We start from the raw sequence: 14,915 nt of genomic DNA on the forward strand, positions 1-14,915 counted from the left end.
CACGAAAATCCACGGGAATTTCGCCATGCCGCGTGTATCGCTCCCGCCCGGCTTTCCGCCATGAAAATGGCATGAGGCCGCCCTGCTGGCGGACCCTCGATTTCCTATTGGAAACAATGCATTGGGCGCCGGCCGTGCCGGCGCCCTTCAAGGTAGCAGAGGCGAGTGATCTCAGTCCGCGGTTCGCGTCGTGACCGGCACCCACGCCACGTTTTTGACCTGATACAGCGTCGAACTCGGGCTCTTCAGGTCGCCCTGGGCATTGAAGGCGATCTTGCCCGTAATGCCGTCGTAGTTCGTGGCCTTCAGCGCGGCGTTGTACTGCGCCGGCGTCGCCGAGCCGGCCTTCTCCATCGCCGTGATCGCGACCCACGCCGCGTCATAGGCGAACGGCGCGTAGGCGAGCATGTCGATGCCGTACTTCTGCTTGAACTTCGCTTCGAAGCCTCGACCCTTGGGCAGCGTGCCGAGCGGCTGGCCGTATTCCCACACCGAAGCGCCATCGGCGGAATCGCCGGCGAGCTTGATGAAGTTCGCGTCCATGACGCCGCCGCCCGCGAGGAATTGCGCCTTCAGGCCAAGCTGGCGCATGCGCTTGACGATCATGGCGGCCTGCGCGTCGAGGCCGCCGAAGAACACGAGATCCGGACTCGTGCGCTTGATGCTCGTGAGCTGGGCGCTGAAATCCACCGCCTTGTCGTTCGTGAACTCGCGCGCGACGATCGTGCCGCCGCTCGCCTTCACGGCCTTCTCGAACTCGTCGGCTTCGCCCTGGCCGAAGGCCGTGCGGTCGTCGATGATGGCAATGCGCTTCGCCTTCGTCACCGTCGCCGCATAGTTGCCCGCGTTGCCGGCGTTTTGCGAGTCGGTGGCGATCACGCGGTAGATGGTCGGCGCGCCGCTTTGGGTGATGGCCGGATTGGTGGCGGCCGGCGTGATCATCGGAATGCCCGCCTTCGCGTAGATCTTCGAGGCCGGCAGCGTCGTGCCCGAATTGAAGTGGCCGATCACGACGGCCACGTTGTCGTCCACGAGTTGCTGCGCCACCTGCACGCCAATGCGCGGATCGCTCTGGTCATCCTGCGAGTCGATTACGAACTTGACCGGCTTGCCGCCGATGGTGGGATGCGCGGCGTTGGCTTCGTCCACGGCCAGACGCACACCGTTCTCGATGTCCTTGCCATACGCTGCGCCGCCGCCCGTGAGCGGGCTGGCCACGCCGATCTTCACGACCATTTCCTGCGCGCTCACCGCGCCGGCAACCAACATCAACGACGCTGCGATCGCGCAGCCACGACGAGAAGCGAGGAAACGAGGAGACATGCGATATTCCTTCGGAATCTGGATGGAGCCGGAACGTGATGCGTCCGAACGGTCGCGCGGACCTTCGACGCACAGGATTCGTCCAGCACCGCAGCACGGCGGGGACGTGAACGGATTGTCGGCAGCGGTTCCGGCGGCATCAAACGAAATCTAATCACCACGTAATGCGCTTTTCTCATCAAGCCCGTCCACGCGGGGAATACGGCAACGCGTGACGCGGCCTCGCAGGCATTGGGAAATACCCGATAACGCCGAGATGCCCGCTTGTGCGTGGGTGTCATGCGAGCGCGGCTTGTGCGCGCGCCGTGCCTTGCGCCGTCTGGGTTTGCGTCAGAAATCATCAACTTCCGGGCGGACAATTTACTTAGCCATGCTTGTTAAATGCGGCATGACGCAACAAGCGTCGCGCGATACGCCAATGTTATGATCGGAAACATAGAGTACGATACGAACACCCGCGAACCATCAGCGAGCACCCCGAGTTCCCGAATGGAAACCCCGTCCCTCAAGCCCGCCGAGAACGCTTCGGCGGAGCTGGGCAAGCGCGTCAAGGCGGCCCGGCTGAAGCAGGATTACACGCTCGAGGCCGCCAGCCGCGTGTGCGGCGTGTCGCGCTCCACGCTCTCGAAGGTGGAAAACGGCGTCATGTCGCCAACGTTCGACGTGCTGCAGAAGATCGTTCACGGCCTGAAGATCGACCTCGGCGAACTGTTCGGCTCGGCGCCCAGACCGCGCGCGAGCGGACGACGCGCACTCACCCGCAAGGGCGGCGGGCAGCAGCATGCGGCCGGCTGCTATCAGATGGAGTTGCTGGCAACGGAACTCGCCCACAAGGCGATGCACCCGTTTCGCATTCGCGTGACGGCGCACTCACTGGACGAGTTCACGGAATGGGGCCGGCATGAAGGCGAAGAATTTCTCTTCATACTGAGCGGCTCGGTTTGCCTCTACTCCGAGCTTTACGCGCCGACGCATCTCGAAGCCGGCGACAGCCTCTATTTCGACAGCCGCACGGGGCATGCGGCCGTCTCCACGAGCGATGAAGACGCGGAAGTCCTCTGGCTCATCAACGAACCGCACCCGGACACGCAGGACGGCGCGCCGGGCGTTTGAACCTTCAAGCTTACGCAGCGTTCGCGGTCATCTTGAAGATGCCGGTGGCGTTACCCGCGTCGAAGCGCAAATCGGTCTGCCAGCGCCGCGTGACCTGATCGAACGTGCGCTTGCGCGTGATGAACTCGTAGAACGAGCCCGGCACCTCGCGCGTCACGCGCTGGCCGTCCGCCGCGCGGAACTCGCGCTTCACGGTGTCGGCGCGATACGCCGTCTGGAACACGCGGCCCGAGCGCGAGGTCTCGACGCTGGGCTTCATCGGACGCCCCTTGGCCTTCTCGTCGTCCGAAAGCCGGAAGACGTCTTCCACGCGGTCGGTCGCGTGATTGAAGGCGTTGCCTTCCGTTGCGATCCACGCCATTTCCGCGGATTCCTGCAGCAATGTCTCGTAGTCCGAAATAGACGGCACATCGTGCTGCCGCGCGAATGCCCCGACGATCACGGGCAGCAGCTGCAGCGCTGCATCGAGCGGCAGCGAGCCGTCGCGTTCGAGTTCTGAGAGCTGTGCCATGGCAAGCGGCGTGAGCGGATCTTTCGACGCGCCCACCACGTTCGTCACGGCTTGCTGGAACGCCGCCGAAAAGCGCTCGGGGTGCAGTTCGCTCACGAAGAACTGCGCGATCTCGTCGGGCGCGTCTTCGTGAGCATAGGCGCGCCCCGTCATGCCGAGCTTGTCCAGCGGATAGCGGCCATTCAGGCGAAAGCCGAGCGGACGCAGAATACGCGTGAACGCCGCTTCGCCGGGCGGCAGCGCGCCGTTCTGCGCCCAGCGCACCGTGCGCAGCGCGCCATGGTCGAAGTACACCGCGCCGCCCTGCGCCACCGTATCGGTCGTGTACGTGCGGCCGTTGGGCGAGCGCTCCAGCAGGTCTTCGAACAGCGCCATGTTCATCGCCTGGGCGAGTTCGGCGCGCGTGACGGTGCCGCTTTCCCAGTCGCCGAGCATCGACGGAAAGTTCAGCGTTGCAAAGAGGGTTTCGGTTTTCTCGCGGCCCAGCAGCGCGGACAACAAGCGTTCTACGTTCGAATTGCGCATCACCAATCTCACAGGAAACGACCGCCTCGCAGCGGCCATCAAACGGGCCTCTGGCCATTGGCTTCGGCCAACTATACGTAAAACGCATTATTCAAATGGTTGCGCACCGCGTAAAGCGAGATTAAATTGTCACTTGATGAGTTTATGGAATTAACATGCGCAAGTTCAAGATCCCGAACATCGGCGCGCTGACGGCCTTCGAAGCCGCGGCGCGGCACGAGAGCTTCACTCACGCCGCCAAGGAGCTGTTCCTCACCGAAAGTGCGGTCTCGCGCCAGATCGCCACGCTCGAATCGAATCTCGGCGTGCGCCTTTTCGTGCGCGCCAAACAGCGGGTCGTGCTCACGCGCGCGGGCCGGCTCTATAGCACCCAGGTGCGCCGTGCGCTCGAAAACCTCGATCGCGACACGCTCTCCATCATCGCGCACGGCAGCGGCGGCGGTTATCTGGAACTCGCCGTGCTGCCGACCTTCGCGTCCGAGTGGCTGATACCGCGCCTCAAGGACTTCTACGACCGCACGCCCGACGTGCGCGTGAACATGGGCGTGCGCACCGAGACGTTTTCGTTCGAGGAATCGCATTTCGAAGCCGCGATCCACTACGGCAAGCCCACCTGGCCCGGCACGTCGTCCGACTTTCTGTTCGGCGAGGAAGTGGTGCCCGTCTGTTCGCCGTCGCTGCTCGCGCGCCCCATCAAGAAGGCGCATGAACTGCTCGCCTACCCGCTGCTGCACTCCACGACGCGCCCCGACGCATGGACGCGCTGGTTCTCCGACCTCGGCGTGGAAGACAACGCCACCATGCACGGCGTGCGCTACGAGCTGCACACAATGCTGATCGCAGCGGCCGCCGCCGGCCTCGGCGTGGCGCTCGTGCCGAAGTTCTTCGTGGAAGGCCAGCTCGAGCGGTTTGGCGTCGTCATCCCGTTCGAAGCCCCGGCGATTGCCGATGGCGGCTACTACTTCGTCTATCCCACCGAACTCAGCCACGGCAAGCCACTGGAACGCTTCCGCGCGTGGCTGCTCGAGCAGGCGGGCGCCTACAACGCCTTGCAAGGGCAAGGCTGATCGGCGATCGGGCACGCGAAATATACGATCAGAAAAAAGTTTCCTATAGGAAATAGTTAGGTTAGCATCGAAGGAAATCACTTCTTCGTCGCGAGACTGACATGGAAGACGTCGTCGTCATCGGTGCGGGCATCATCGGTGTCTGCGCCGCGCTCAATCTGGCGCAGCGTGGCGTGCGCGTGCATATCGTCGATAGCGCCCAGCCCGGTTCGGGCTGCTCGTTCGGCAACGCGGGCCTGATCGCGGTCGACCATGTCGCGCCGCTCGCGAGCCCCGAGACGATGGCCGGCCTGCCCCGCATGCTGCTGCGCCGCGACAGCCCGCTGCGCCTGCACAAGCGCAGCCTGCCGCGCATGGCGCCGTGGGTGCTGGAGTTCGCCGCGCAGGCGCAGCGCCCGCGCTTCCGGCGCAATACGCGTGCGCTCGCGAGTCTCGTGACTGGCGCGGCGCAGGCCTGGCGTCGTTTGCTGGATCGGCACATCGCCGCCGACCTCTTTCGCGACATCGGCTCGCTCTACGTGTTCGAGCAACCCGTTGCGCACGCAACGGAATGCGCGCAACTCGACCTACTCGACCGGCACGGCGTGCGCTACGAAAATCTCACGGCTGAGCAGGTGCGGCGCGACTATCTGCCGTCGCTCACGCCGCATATCAGCCATGCGCGCTACTTTCCCGGCATGGCTTCGGTCACGAATCCGCAGCAGGTCGTCGAGCGTATTTTCGAGGCGGCGCTCGCAGCGGGCGCGAGATTCACGCGCGCTGCCGTCGATGCCTTGCGCGCCCTGCCCGATGGCCGTATCGGCGTCACGCTGAACGGCGCAACGCACCCAGCAGCCAAGGTGCTGATCGCGGCCGGCTCGCGCAGCGCCGAACTCGCGCAGCAGCTCGGCGCAAGGATTCCGCTCACTAACGAGCGCGGCTATCACGTCCAGCTCGGCGCACCCTTGCAAGACACGCTGAGCGTGCCCGTGAGCTTCGTCGAGCGCGGCTTCACCTGTAACCCGATGGCGCAAGGCATCCGGCTTGCCGGCACCGTCGAGCTCGGCGCGCGCGGCGCGCCCGACTGGCGCCGCGCCGATCTGCTCGCCACGCAATTTCAGACGCTCTTTCCCGGCGCGCCCGCGGTCCAGGTCGCAAGCCGCTGGTACGGCGAGCGCCCCACGCTGCCCGACTATCTGCCGATGATCGGCGAGATGCCCGGCGCACGGAATGTGTTCGTCGCGACCGGCCATCAGCATCTGGGCCTCACGCTCGGGCCGCTCAGCGGCGAACTCGTCGCACAATTGATGACGCGCGAGACGCCCGCCGTCAATCTCGCGCCGTTTCGCATCGACCGCTTTTGAGGCGGCCGGAACGCACGCCGCCACACCCACGCCTCATTCATCAGGAGAGAAGATTCGATGGAGCCCATCGCGATTTACGACGCAGCCGCCACGGCGCGCCTGCTCGACTTCGGCGTGCTGCTCGACGCCCTCGCCACGGCCGCGCAGGACCACGACGCGGGCCGCATTCACGCGCCCGTGCGCACGGGCGTGCCGCTCAAGGGCAACGGCGTCATGCTCTCGATGCCCGCCAGCGCCGAGGACATCGCCATCCACAAGCTCGTGAGCGTGTGCCCGGCCAACACGGCGCTCGGCATGCCGACCATCTTCGGCGCGGTGACGGTGTGCCATGGCGCGACGGGGCAGCCGGAGTTCATCCTCGACGGCCCGACCGTGACCGGGCGGCGCACCGCGGCGCTCTCCATGCTGGGTGTGCGGCTCTTTCACCCCGGCGCGCCGCGCGCGTTTCTGGTGATCGGCACCGGACAGCAGGCGCGTTTTCATGCCGAGGCGATCGGCGCGCTCTATCCGGCGGCGACGCTCTACGTGAAAGGTCGGACCGAAGCGTCCGAAGCGGCATTGCGCGCCCACTTCGCGCAGTCCGGCGTGGACGTGACGCCCGCGCACGGTGCGGTACCGCAAGAAGTCGATGTGGTCATCGCCGCGACGACGAGCAAGACGCCCGTGTACGACGACGCAGCGAGCCAGGACCGGCTCGTGATCGGCGTGGGCGCCTTCACGCCGGACGCGGCCGAAATCGCCCAGGGCACGGTGCGTGCGAGCCGCGTGTTCGTCGACGATCTCGCAGCCGCGCGCGAAGAAGCCGGCGACCTGCTGCAGGCCGGCGTCGACTGGGCGAACGTGCGCACGATCGGCTCCGCTGTGGCAAACGGCGCGGCGCATGACGGCAGACCTGTGCTGCTGAAGACGGTCGGCAGCGGCGCCTGGGATCTCGCGGCGTGCCGCGTCGCCCGGCAAATGCGCTAACCCGAATGCGCGGATTAGAATCGCACATCGACCGCGCAGCGCAATCCCATCCGAGACCCAAGGCAGACGCACCATGACGACGAGCGCCCCCCAACCCGCCGTGAAAGTCCTGCGCGGCGGTGTCATCGAAACCACGCATATCGCCCACATTGCCGTGGTCGACGCCCAAGGCCGCCTGCTCTACGCGCTCGGCGAGCCGCATCGCATGACGCTCGTGCGCTCGGCGGCCAAGCCCGCGCAGGCGCTCGCCGTGGCCGAAACAGGCGCGCTCGAACGCTTTCACTTTGACGACGCCGATCTCGCGCTCATGTGCGCCTCGCATAGCAGCGAGGACCGCCATATCGAGCGGACGCGCGCGATGCTCGCCAAGGTGTCCGCTGCGGAATCGGACCTGCGTTGCGGCGGCCATGCGCCACTCTCCGACGCCGTCTACAAGGCATGGATCAAGCGCGACTTCACGCCGGGCGCGGTGTGCAGCAACTGCTCGGGCAAGCACGCGGGCATGCTCGCGGGCGCGCGCGCGATCGGCGCGGCGCTGGCCGACTACCATCTGCCTTCGCACCCCTTGCAGCAACATGTGAAGCGCGTCGTGGCCGAGGTTTGCGATCTTCCCGAGACGGACGTCGAGTGGGGCATCGACGGCTGCAATCTGCCCACCCCGGCCTTCCCGCTCGACCGGCTCGCCCGCCTGTTCATGAAGCTCGCCGATGCGCAGGACCGCGCGGCTTTGCCAGGATCGGCCGCGACCGCCTCGCGCACGCAGGCGCTCGCCCACATCTATCGCGCGATGACGTCGTATCCGGAACTCGTGGCCGGCGAAGGCCGCTTCTGCACGGCGCTCATGCACGCGTTCGAAGGCGCGCTCGTCGGCAAGCTCGGCGCGGCGGGCAGTTATGCGATTGGCGTGCGCGCCAGCGCGGCGACCGCGCCGCACACGGGCGGCCCGGCATTGGGTATCGCGGTGAAGATCGAGGACGGCGAATTGACCGCGCTCCATGCCACCGTCGTGGAAGTACTCAGGCAACTGGGCATCGGCACGCCGGAACAGCTGGCACAACTAAGGAAATTCGACGCCCCGCGCATCGTCAACACGATGGGCGTCGAGACGGGTTACATCGCGCCGCAGTTCACGCTGGAGCGCTTCGAACACGCGCCCGGCAAGTAAGGAATAGACGAGCCAGGCGCGGGCTTTGAAAGCCCGCGCCCAGACTCACAGCAACGCGACGACCTTCACGTCGCTGCGATCGGCCGATGCCACAACCTTGCCGTCCACACGGCGGAACATGAGCGTCACCGTATGCTTGCCCACGCGCAGATCGCCCACTTCGAGCCAGTCGATGCCTTCGGGCAGCATGGGCTGCTCGACACGCACTTCGTTGCGCGTCGCGTCGATCGTCACGCCAAGACACGCTTCGAGCATCATGAACGGCGAGCCCGCGGCCCAGGCTTGCGGCAGGCAGGCCACCGGATACGCCGTGGGCGGCTCGCCGCGCCTGCGCGGGAACCCGCAGAAGAGTTCGGGCAGACGCATGTCGAACGTCACCGCGGCCTCGAACAGCGCCTGCAAGAGGCGCACCGCTGCCGCCTTGCGGCCATAGCGCGCGAGACCGCGCGCACACAGCGCGTTGTCGTGCGGCCAGACCGAGCCGTTGTGGTACGCCATGGGGTTGAAACGCGCCTGGCCCGCCGCGAGCGTCCGCACGCCCCAGCCCGTATGAAACAGCGCCGATTCGAGCACTTCCGCCACGGCGCGGCCACGCTCTTCCTGGGGCAGCCCGAAGGCGAGCAGATGTCCCGCGTTCGACGCGAGCACGCGGCAAAGATCGCCGTGGCCATCGAGCGCAATACCGTAGAACTCCGACTCCGGCATCCAGAACTTCTCTTCCACGCAGCGGCGGATTTTAGCGGCGCGCGCGGCGTAGCGCGCAGCGTCTTCCACCTGGCCGCGATGCGTGGCGAAACGCGACATCGTTTCGAACGCCGCGCTCGCGTACGCCTGCACTTCGACGAGCGCGATCGGGCCGTCGGGGAAACGGCCGTCCGCATGGAAGACGGAGTCGTGGCTGTCCTTCCAGCCCTGGTTCGCGAGCCCGCCTTCCGATTCGCGCCGGTAGTCGAGCAGACCGAGTTTGTTGCGGTCGCATACACCTGCGACCCAGGCCGCCGCGCGTTCCAGCGCTGGCCACAAATCGTCGATCAGCGAGACGTCGCCCGTGCGTTCGACATAAGCGCCCGCCAGCACGACGAAGAGCGGCGTGGTGTCCACCCCGCCGTAGTAGAGCGCGAACGGCACTTCGCCCGTGGCGGCCATCTCGCTCTTACGCATTTCGTGCATGATCTTGCCGACCGCCGCGTCGCGGAACGCCGAATCCTCGCGCGCCTGATGTTCCGCGAGAAAACGCAGCACGCCGCGCGCGAGCGCGGGCGTGAGCCACAGCGTTTGCAGCGAGGTGATGACCGCGTCGCGGCCGAACGGCGTGGAGAACCACGGAATGCCCGCATACGGATACGGACCGGTCGGCAGGTCGGTGGTGAGAAGACCCAGATCGGCAATCGAGCGGTTGATCCACGCATTGAAGAGCGGATTGCTCGAACGCAAGGCCGCCGCCGCGCGACGCCGTTCGCGCATCACGATATGTGAGTCGACCAGCGCGGCGCGCACAGCGGCGCGGCCCACGCGCTGCTCCTGCGAGTTCGCGAGGCAATGGGGCGGCTGGAAGATGCCCGCGCTCTGCGTTCCGGGCGCGGCGTCGGGCATGGCCTCGACTTCGATCGCTACCGTGAGATAGATCGAGACGCAGGCCTGCGCGGGCAGGTCGACCGTGAAGTCGGCGCGATCGGCGAGGAGTTTGTTCGGCGTGGGCGAGAACTCGATACGCACGCGCCGCGCCACCTTGTCGAGGCCGATGTACTCGAGCCGTACTTCGCCATCTTCGACGCGCGGCGGCTTGAGCGTGCCGCGTTTCTCGCGCTTCAGGCCGCGCACTTCGAACATGTCGCGAAAGTCGCTCGCGAACGAGATGGAAAGCGGCACCACGGCGTCTTCGGTGCCGTAGTTCGTGAGTTCGATGGCCTCGGTCATCATCGTGCCGGAGAGCACGCGCTCGCGCTGCACGTGAATCACGCCTTCGGGCGTGGTGCTGCCGCCGAGCGGCGGCAGCGGACGATTGGTCAGGTGGGCCGTGAACACGGCGTTGTCGCTGCTCACGCTGCCCGAGAGCAGCGAGGGCACGCGTCCGCCGAAAGTGAGGCGCAGCGACGAGAGCACACGCGTGTCGTTGACGAAGAGGCCGTCGTCGATGCCGGTGATGTCGCCGAGCGGATCGTTGACGATGAAGGTGCCGCCCGACTTCAGCACATGCTGGTCGGCGCTTGCGACCTCGGGCGTTTCGGGCGCGATGAACGCGCCGTCGGTTTCCCGCGCGTCCTGGTCGGGATGATCCACGCCGCTTGAGCGCGTGACGCCACCGAGTGTTTCAGGATCCTGCATTGCTTGCCTCCTGGGTCCCATGCAAAGGGTTACGGTACGGTTCGCTTGCGATTGATTGTAGTGGCTTCAGCGCACGCGTTGGCGGCGAATGCGCGAAGAATATGCGAGTGTTACGCGCGAAATCGGTGGCAAATCGCGGCGCGAGCAAGGAACGTGCGCGGAAAAATTGCGGGCGCCGGCACGATGTAACGTGCGGGCGCCCGTGCAGGCAATGCACTCGCGCGCCAGAAGCGGCGCGCGCTGGGGGATCAGCGTTGCGAAATCGGCAACGCCACGCGCGGCGTTTCGCCGATGAAGAGCTGGCGCGGACGGCCGATCTTCTGCTCGGGGTCGGCGATCATCTCGTTCCACTGCGCGATCCAGCCCACCGTACGCGCCATCGCGAAGATGCAGGTGAACATCGAGGTCGGGATGCCCAGCGCGCGCTGCACGATGCCCGAGTAGAAGTCGACGTTCGGATACAGCTTGCGCGACACGAAGTATTCGTCTTCCAGCGCGATCTTCTCGAGCTGCATGGCAAGCTTGAAGAGCGGATCGTCGTGCAGGCCCAGTTCGTTGAGCACTTCGTAGCACGTCTCGCGCATGAGCTTCGCACGCGGGTCGTAGTTCTTGTACACGCGGTGGCCGAAGCCCATCAGCTTCACGCCCGAGTTCTTGTCCTTCACCTGCTCGATGAACTTCGGGATGTTATCGACCGAGCCGATTTCTTCGAGCATGTTCAGCGCGGCTTCGTTCGCGCCGCCGTGCGCCGGGCCCCACAGGCAAGCGATACCGGCCGCGATACACGCGAACGGATTCGCACCCGACGAACCGGCCAGACGCACCGTCGAGGTCGAAGCGTTCTGCTCGTGGTCGGCGTGCAGGATGAGGATACGGTCGAGCGCGCGCACGAGCACGTCGTTGACCTTGTACTCCTCGCTCGGCGCGGAGAACATCATGCGCATGAAGTTCGCGCTGTACGAGAGGTCGTTCTGCGGATACACGAACGGCTGGCCGATCGAGTACTTGTACGCCATGGCGACCAGCGTCGGCAGCTTCGCGATCATGCGGATCGCCGACACCTCGCGATGCTTCGGGTTGTTGATGTCGAGCGAGTCGTGATAGAACGCGGACAGCGCGCCGACCGCCGCCACCAGAATCGCCATCGGATGTGCGTCACGGCGGAACCCCCGGAAAAAGAAGTGCATCTGCTCGTGAACCATCGTGTGGTTCGTCACCGAGGCCACGAATTCGTCTTTCTGCTCCTGCGTGGGCAACTCGCCCTTGAGCAGGAGGTAGCAGCTTTCGAGGAAGTCGGCGTTTTGCGCGAGGTTGTCTATCGGGTAGCCGCGATAGAGCAGCTCGCCCTTGTCGCCGTCGATATAGGTGATCGCCGAGTTGCACGCCGCCGTGGACATGAAGCCCGGGTCATACGTGAACATGCCGGTCTGGCCGTACAGCTTGCGGATGTCGATCACGTCCGGGCCTGTGGTGCCCTTGTAGACCGGCAACTGAACGCCTTCAGCGTGGCCGGGGATCGTGAGCGTGGCGTGTGTCTTCGAATCGATCATTTCGTGTCCTTGAATTGCTGCTACATCGCAATACTTCGCTTCGCGCAAAACCTCGCGCAACAGGACGCAGCCGCCGGAAAGGCCGGCATCGCTGCGACCGCTTGCCGCATTCTACGGCGCGGTGCAGCATCGATTGATAGCGCAGCCAGCAACAATCCCTCTTCAAGCTCGCAACACTGCCAAGCTTGCGGGTTCCTTAACGCCGATTCCTGCAACAATATTTTGCTCTTGCAGCGCAACATGTCGCACCCCATCTTTGCGATACTGCTTGACATGCAAGGGTTTTCCATTACTTGCATTTTGTAATCTAGCCCGCTGTCACCGGCGGGCTTTTTTCACCGCCACACGCGCTTAAAGCAAAACGTAAGGAAGCAACAGATGAACATCTCGGTCGACACCCTGTTCGCAGAAGACGAACAAGCAGAGGGCGCCGTTGTCACGGCACTCAATCACCAGGACATCGTGGTCGCACTTTCGGCCGCGCTCGCCAGCGAACGCGTGGCCGTGCTGCACATGCTGTATCCGCGCACCGACGCGCGCACGCACCGCAGCCTGGATCACCTCGTGGACGCGCTCAACGGCCACGGCCTGCACCAGGTCGCCCGCCTCGTTTCGCAGGAAGCGCACTATCTCGTGTTCAAGGATCCGGTGAAAGCATGGAAGGCCTTCCACGAAATCCGCAACGATTCGCTCGCGATCGGCGTGCACCTCTACTACGCGGGCCTCGTCGGCGAGGCTGCAGAGCACAAACTCGACGCCCACGCGCACGGCCGCGACTAAGCGAGCGTCGTTCGGACTGCGATATTTCTCGCAGCAATTAAAAGGGCGGCCGCGGGTTCAGTTCTCTCGCACGGCCGCCCTTTTTGCATCGGCGCGCTTCAGCGCCCGTAGCCGCTCACGAAGCGATCGATCAACTCGTTGAACGCCCCGGGCCGCGCCAGATTCATCCCATGCGATGCGCCCGCCACACTCGCGCGGCGCGCATCGGGCAGCCATGCTTCGAGCGCGGCCACGGCCCGGTGAAACACTTCCGGACTCAGCTCACCGTCGATCAGCAGCACGGGGCATCGCACCTCGGCGGCCTGCTCGCGCGTGTACGCAGGCAGCGGATCCTGAAACTGCGGTCCAAGCGTGTGCGCGTTGTCGGTAGCCATGCGGCGAAACGCATGCGTGCTCCTTGCCCAGAAGCCGGGGCGGCTCACCGAATCGACGAACAACTCCAGCCCCGCGTCCACCTGGCCCGACTCGATCAGCGCCACGACGCGGGCGCGCAGCGCGTTGACGGTCTCGGGCAGCGTGGCGAGCGTCTGGCCCGGCTGCTGGACCGGCCCGCCCGGATCGGCAAGCGTGAGCGTGCGCACGTGCTGCGGATGGCGCCGCGCGAACTGGAATGACACGAGGCCGCCGCGCGAATGCCCGATCACGTGCGCCGGGCCGGCGCCCAGGGCTTCGACGAACGCCGCGAGTTCATCCGCATGCTGCCGCCAGCTGAAAGGCTGGCCGCGCGCAGCGTCCCCGGCGGGCCAGTAGTGCGTGAGACTCACCGATACACAGTGATATTGCTGCGCGAGGCCGGCCAGCTGCGGCTGCCAGTAGCGGAAATCGCAAAGCGAGCCGTGCACGAAGAGGAGGAGTTCGCCCGCGCCCCGTTCGACATAGGGCATGGGCAGGCCGCCGGGTAGTTCGATGAACGTACCGGGGGCCGGAAAAGCGGCTGGATTCACGGCTGGACGATGTGGAGACAACGGGACAGCGGCGCGTTGCAACGGACAACGGCCTACGGGTAGTCCATCGCAGCGCGCGCCGGCAAAGTGGCGTATTGTCCCACGCCCGCGGCGCGAACACCCGGCACGCCGGCGCCCTGGCGAAGCGGCGTTGCCTCGAGCGCCGGCTTGCGCCGTTATTCGACCATTTCGAACGCGTGCTCGCTCATGAGCGAGGCCGCCGCGCCCGCGCCGCGCACCGCGCAGGTGAGCGGCTCGTCGGCCACCCGCACGACCACGCCAAGCTCGGCGGCGAGGCACTGGTCGAGCCTGCCGAGCAGCGAGCCGCCGCCCGTGAGCACGATGCCGCTATCGGCGATATCGGTGACGAGTTCGGCGGGCGCCGTCTCGAGCACCTGCCGCACCGCGTTGATCACCACGCGCAACGGCGCAGCCAGCGCGTCCACCACGTCGTGGCTCGTGATCTCGACCGTGCGCGGCAGACCGTCTTCCATGCTGCGCCCGGTCGCGCGGATGCGTTCGATGGGTTCGCCGTAGAGCGCGCAGCCAATTGTTTTTTTCACGTGTTCGGCGGTCTGGTCGCCCAGCACGACACCATAGAGCGTGCGCACGTGATCGACGATGGCGCGGTCGAACTGGTCGCCGCCCACGCGCACCGAGCCGCTGCACGCCACGCCGCCCAGCGCGACAATGCCCACTTCCGTCGTGCCGCCGCCGATATCCACGACCATCGAGCCCGTTGCCGCATGCACCGGCAAACCCGCACCGAGCGCCGAAGCCAGCGACTCGCCGATGAGGTTCACGCTCGCCGCGCCCGCCGCGAAGGCCGCCTCGCGAATCGCGCGGCGCTCGACGCGCGTCGCGCCCGCCGGCACGCACACCGTGAATGCCGCACGGCGGCCGAGCAGACGGCGCGGCTGCGCCATCGCCACGAAGCGGCGCATCATGTGTTCCGCAGCGGAAAAATTGGCGATCACGCCGTGCGAAAGCGGCCGCACCGTCTCGAGGTTGGCCGGCGTGCGGCCGAGCAGGTCCTTCGCCTCGCGGCCCACCGCGGCCACCGTTGTCTCGTTCGCGCCCGCGCGCCGCTCGAAGCAGACCACGGAGGGCTGGTTCAGCACGATGCCCTTGTCGGCGGTGTAGATGAGCGTATTGGCCGTACCGAGATCGAGCGCCACGTCCTGGCGGAACAGCCTCTTGGAAAAAATGGAATGCGGCTTGGCTCGGGCCATATTGGTCTGAAGTTCGGTTCTTTTTGGCGACCCGGCAGACGACGCGCCGCCGGATGGCATTCCCGATGGCG

The 14,915-nt window shown here is 65.9% G+C and carries 12 protein-coding genes; 6 read left to right on the forward strand and 6 right to left on the reverse strand.

The features are described 5' to 3' along the window. Positions 1-171 precede the first annotated feature (171 nt). A complete protein-coding gene (locus M3A49_RS00435; protein WP_266227045.1) occupies positions 172-1,323 on the reverse strand; it encodes a branched-chain amino acid ABC transporter substrate-binding protein in 1,152 nt (383 codons plus the stop codon). 489 nt (positions 1,324-1,812) lie between these two features. Here M3A49_RS00435 and M3A49_RS00440 point away from each other — a divergent pair, with 489 nt between their 5' ends. Further along, positions 1,813-2,436: a helix-turn-helix domain-containing protein gene (locus M3A49_RS00440; RefSeq protein ID WP_266227046.1), complete on the forward strand. Its 624-nt coding sequence runs from the start codon at positions 1,813-1,815 to the stop codon at positions 2,434-2,436. A gap of 10 nt (positions 2,437-2,446) precedes the next feature. Here M3A49_RS00440 and M3A49_RS00445 read toward each other — a convergent pair whose 3' ends face one another. Next, positions 2,447-3,472, reverse strand: a complete 1,026-nt coding sequence (locus tag M3A49_RS00445; RefSeq protein ID WP_266227047.1) for a DUF1338 domain-containing protein — start codon at positions 3,470-3,472, stop codon at positions 2,447-2,449. Between the two features lie 155 nt (positions 3,473-3,627). On the opposite strand from M3A49_RS00445, the gene M3A49_RS00450 reads away from it, so the two are divergent. The 4 genes from M3A49_RS00450 (at position 3,628) to M3A49_RS00465 (ending at position 8,013) form a co-directional block, all read left to right on the forward strand. Beyond that, positions 3,628-4,539 carry a LysR family transcriptional regulator gene (locus M3A49_RS00450; protein ID WP_028203510.1) on the forward strand — a complete coding sequence of 304 codons (912 nt, stop codon included), beginning with the start codon at positions 3,628-3,630 and terminating at the stop codon, positions 4,537-4,539. Positions 4,540-4,640: 101 nt separating this feature from the next. Further along, positions 4,641-5,882 (forward strand): NAD(P)/FAD-dependent oxidoreductase, encoded by a 1,242-nt coding sequence (locus M3A49_RS00455; protein ID WP_266227048.1) that lies wholly within the window; start codon positions 4,641-4,643, stop codon positions 5,880-5,882. 57 nt (positions 5,883-5,939) lie between these two features. Beyond that, the gene (gene lhpI / locus M3A49_RS00460; protein ID WP_266227049.1) at positions 5,940-6,848 is read left to right on the forward strand and encodes a bifunctional Delta(1)-pyrroline-2-carboxylate/Delta(1)-piperideine-2-carboxylate reductase; all 909 of its coding nucleotides are present in this window, start codon (positions 5,940-5,942) and stop codon (positions 6,846-6,848) included. A 73-nt stretch (positions 6,849-6,921) separates the two neighbouring features. Continuing rightward, positions 6,922-8,013 carry an asparaginase gene (locus tag M3A49_RS00465; RefSeq protein WP_266227050.1) on the forward strand — a complete coding sequence of 364 codons (1,092 nt, stop codon included), beginning with the start codon at positions 6,922-6,924 and terminating at the stop codon, positions 8,011-8,013. A gap of 45 nt (positions 8,014-8,058) precedes the next feature. On the opposite strand, the gene M3A49_RS00470 is transcribed toward M3A49_RS00465, so the two are convergent. Both M3A49_RS00470 and gltA read right to left on the reverse strand, forming a co-directional pair. After that, the gene (locus tag M3A49_RS00470) at positions 8,059-10,338 is read right to left on the reverse strand and encodes an amylo-alpha-1,6-glucosidase (RefSeq protein WP_266227051.1); all 2,280 of its coding nucleotides are present in this window, start codon (positions 10,336-10,338) and stop codon (positions 8,059-8,061) included. A 248-nt stretch (positions 10,339-10,586) separates the two neighbouring features. After that, positions 10,587-11,888: a citrate synthase gene (gene gltA, locus M3A49_RS00475; RefSeq protein ID WP_254355347.1), complete on the reverse strand. Its 1,302-nt coding sequence runs from the start codon at positions 11,886-11,888 to the stop codon at positions 10,587-10,589. Positions 11,889-12,266: 378 nt separating this feature from the next. On the opposite strand from gltA, the gene M3A49_RS00480 reads away from it, so the two are divergent. Next, positions 12,267-12,668 (forward strand): hypothetical protein, encoded by a 402-nt coding sequence (locus tag M3A49_RS00480; protein ID WP_028203504.1) that lies wholly within the window; start codon positions 12,267-12,269, stop codon positions 12,666-12,668. Between the two features lie 98 nt (positions 12,669-12,766). Here the strand turns inward: M3A49_RS00480 and M3A49_RS00485 are convergent, their stop codons facing one another. Together M3A49_RS00485 and M3A49_RS00490 are read right to left on the reverse strand one after the other, a co-directional pair. Continuing rightward, positions 12,767-13,552 carry an alpha/beta fold hydrolase gene (locus tag M3A49_RS00485; protein ID WP_266227328.1) on the reverse strand — a complete coding sequence of 262 codons (786 nt, stop codon included), beginning with the start codon at positions 13,550-13,552 and terminating at the stop codon, positions 12,767-12,769. Between the two features lie 236 nt (positions 13,553-13,788). After that, positions 13,789-14,844 carry a rod shape-determining protein gene (locus tag M3A49_RS00490; protein WP_266227052.1) on the reverse strand — a complete coding sequence of 352 codons (1,056 nt, stop codon included), beginning with the start codon at positions 14,842-14,844 and terminating at the stop codon, positions 13,789-13,791. Positions 14,845-14,915: the final 71 nt, after the last annotated feature.

This window comes from Paraburkholderia sp. CNPSo 3076 (genome assembly GCF_026343935.1).
Taxonomy (GTDB): domain Bacteria; phylum Pseudomonadota; class Gammaproteobacteria; order Burkholderiales; family Burkholderiaceae; genus Paraburkholderia; species Paraburkholderia nodosa.

Coding starts and splice junctions, on each gene's coding strand:
- M3A49_RS00435 (WP_266227045.1), bottom strand. CDS start 1,323: ATGTCTCCTCGTTTCCTCGCTTCTCGTCGTGGCTGCGCGATCGCAGCG.
- M3A49_RS00480 (WP_028203504.1), top strand. CDS start 12,267: ATGAACATCTCGGTCGACACCCTGTTCGCAGAAGACGAACAAGCAGAG.
- gltA (WP_254355347.1), bottom strand. CDS start 11,888: ATGATCGATTCGAAGACACACGCCACGCTCACGATCCCCGGCCACGCT.
- M3A49_RS00445 (WP_266227047.1), bottom strand. CDS start 3,472: ATGCGCAATTCGAACGTAGAACGCTTGTTGTCCGCGCTGCTGGGCCGC.
- M3A49_RS00455 (WP_266227048.1), top strand. CDS start 4,641: ATGGAAGACGTCGTCGTCATCGGTGCGGGCATCATCGGTGTCTGCGCC.
- M3A49_RS00450 (WP_028203510.1), top strand. CDS start 3,628: ATGCGCAAGTTCAAGATCCCGAACATCGGCGCGCTGACGGCCTTCGAA.
- M3A49_RS00465 (WP_266227050.1), top strand. CDS start 6,922: ATGACGACGAGCGCCCCCCAACCCGCCGTGAAAGTCCTGCGCGGCGGT.
- M3A49_RS00440 (WP_266227046.1), top strand. CDS start 1,813: ATGGAAACCCCGTCCCTCAAGCCCGCCGAGAACGCTTCGGCGGAGCTG.
- M3A49_RS00485 (WP_266227328.1), bottom strand. CDS start 13,552: ATGCCCTATGTCGAACGGGGCGCGGGCGAACTCCTCCTCTTCGTGCAC.
- M3A49_RS00470 (WP_266227051.1), bottom strand. CDS start 10,338: ATGCAGGATCCTGAAACACTCGGTGGCGTCACGCGCTCAAGCGGCGTG.
- M3A49_RS00490 (WP_266227052.1), bottom strand. CDS start 14,844: ATGGCCCGAGCCAAGCCGCATTCCATTTTTTCCAAGAGGCTGTTCCGC.
- lhpI (WP_266227049.1), top strand. CDS start 5,940: ATGGAGCCCATCGCGATTTACGACGCAGCCGCCACGGCGCGCCTGCTC.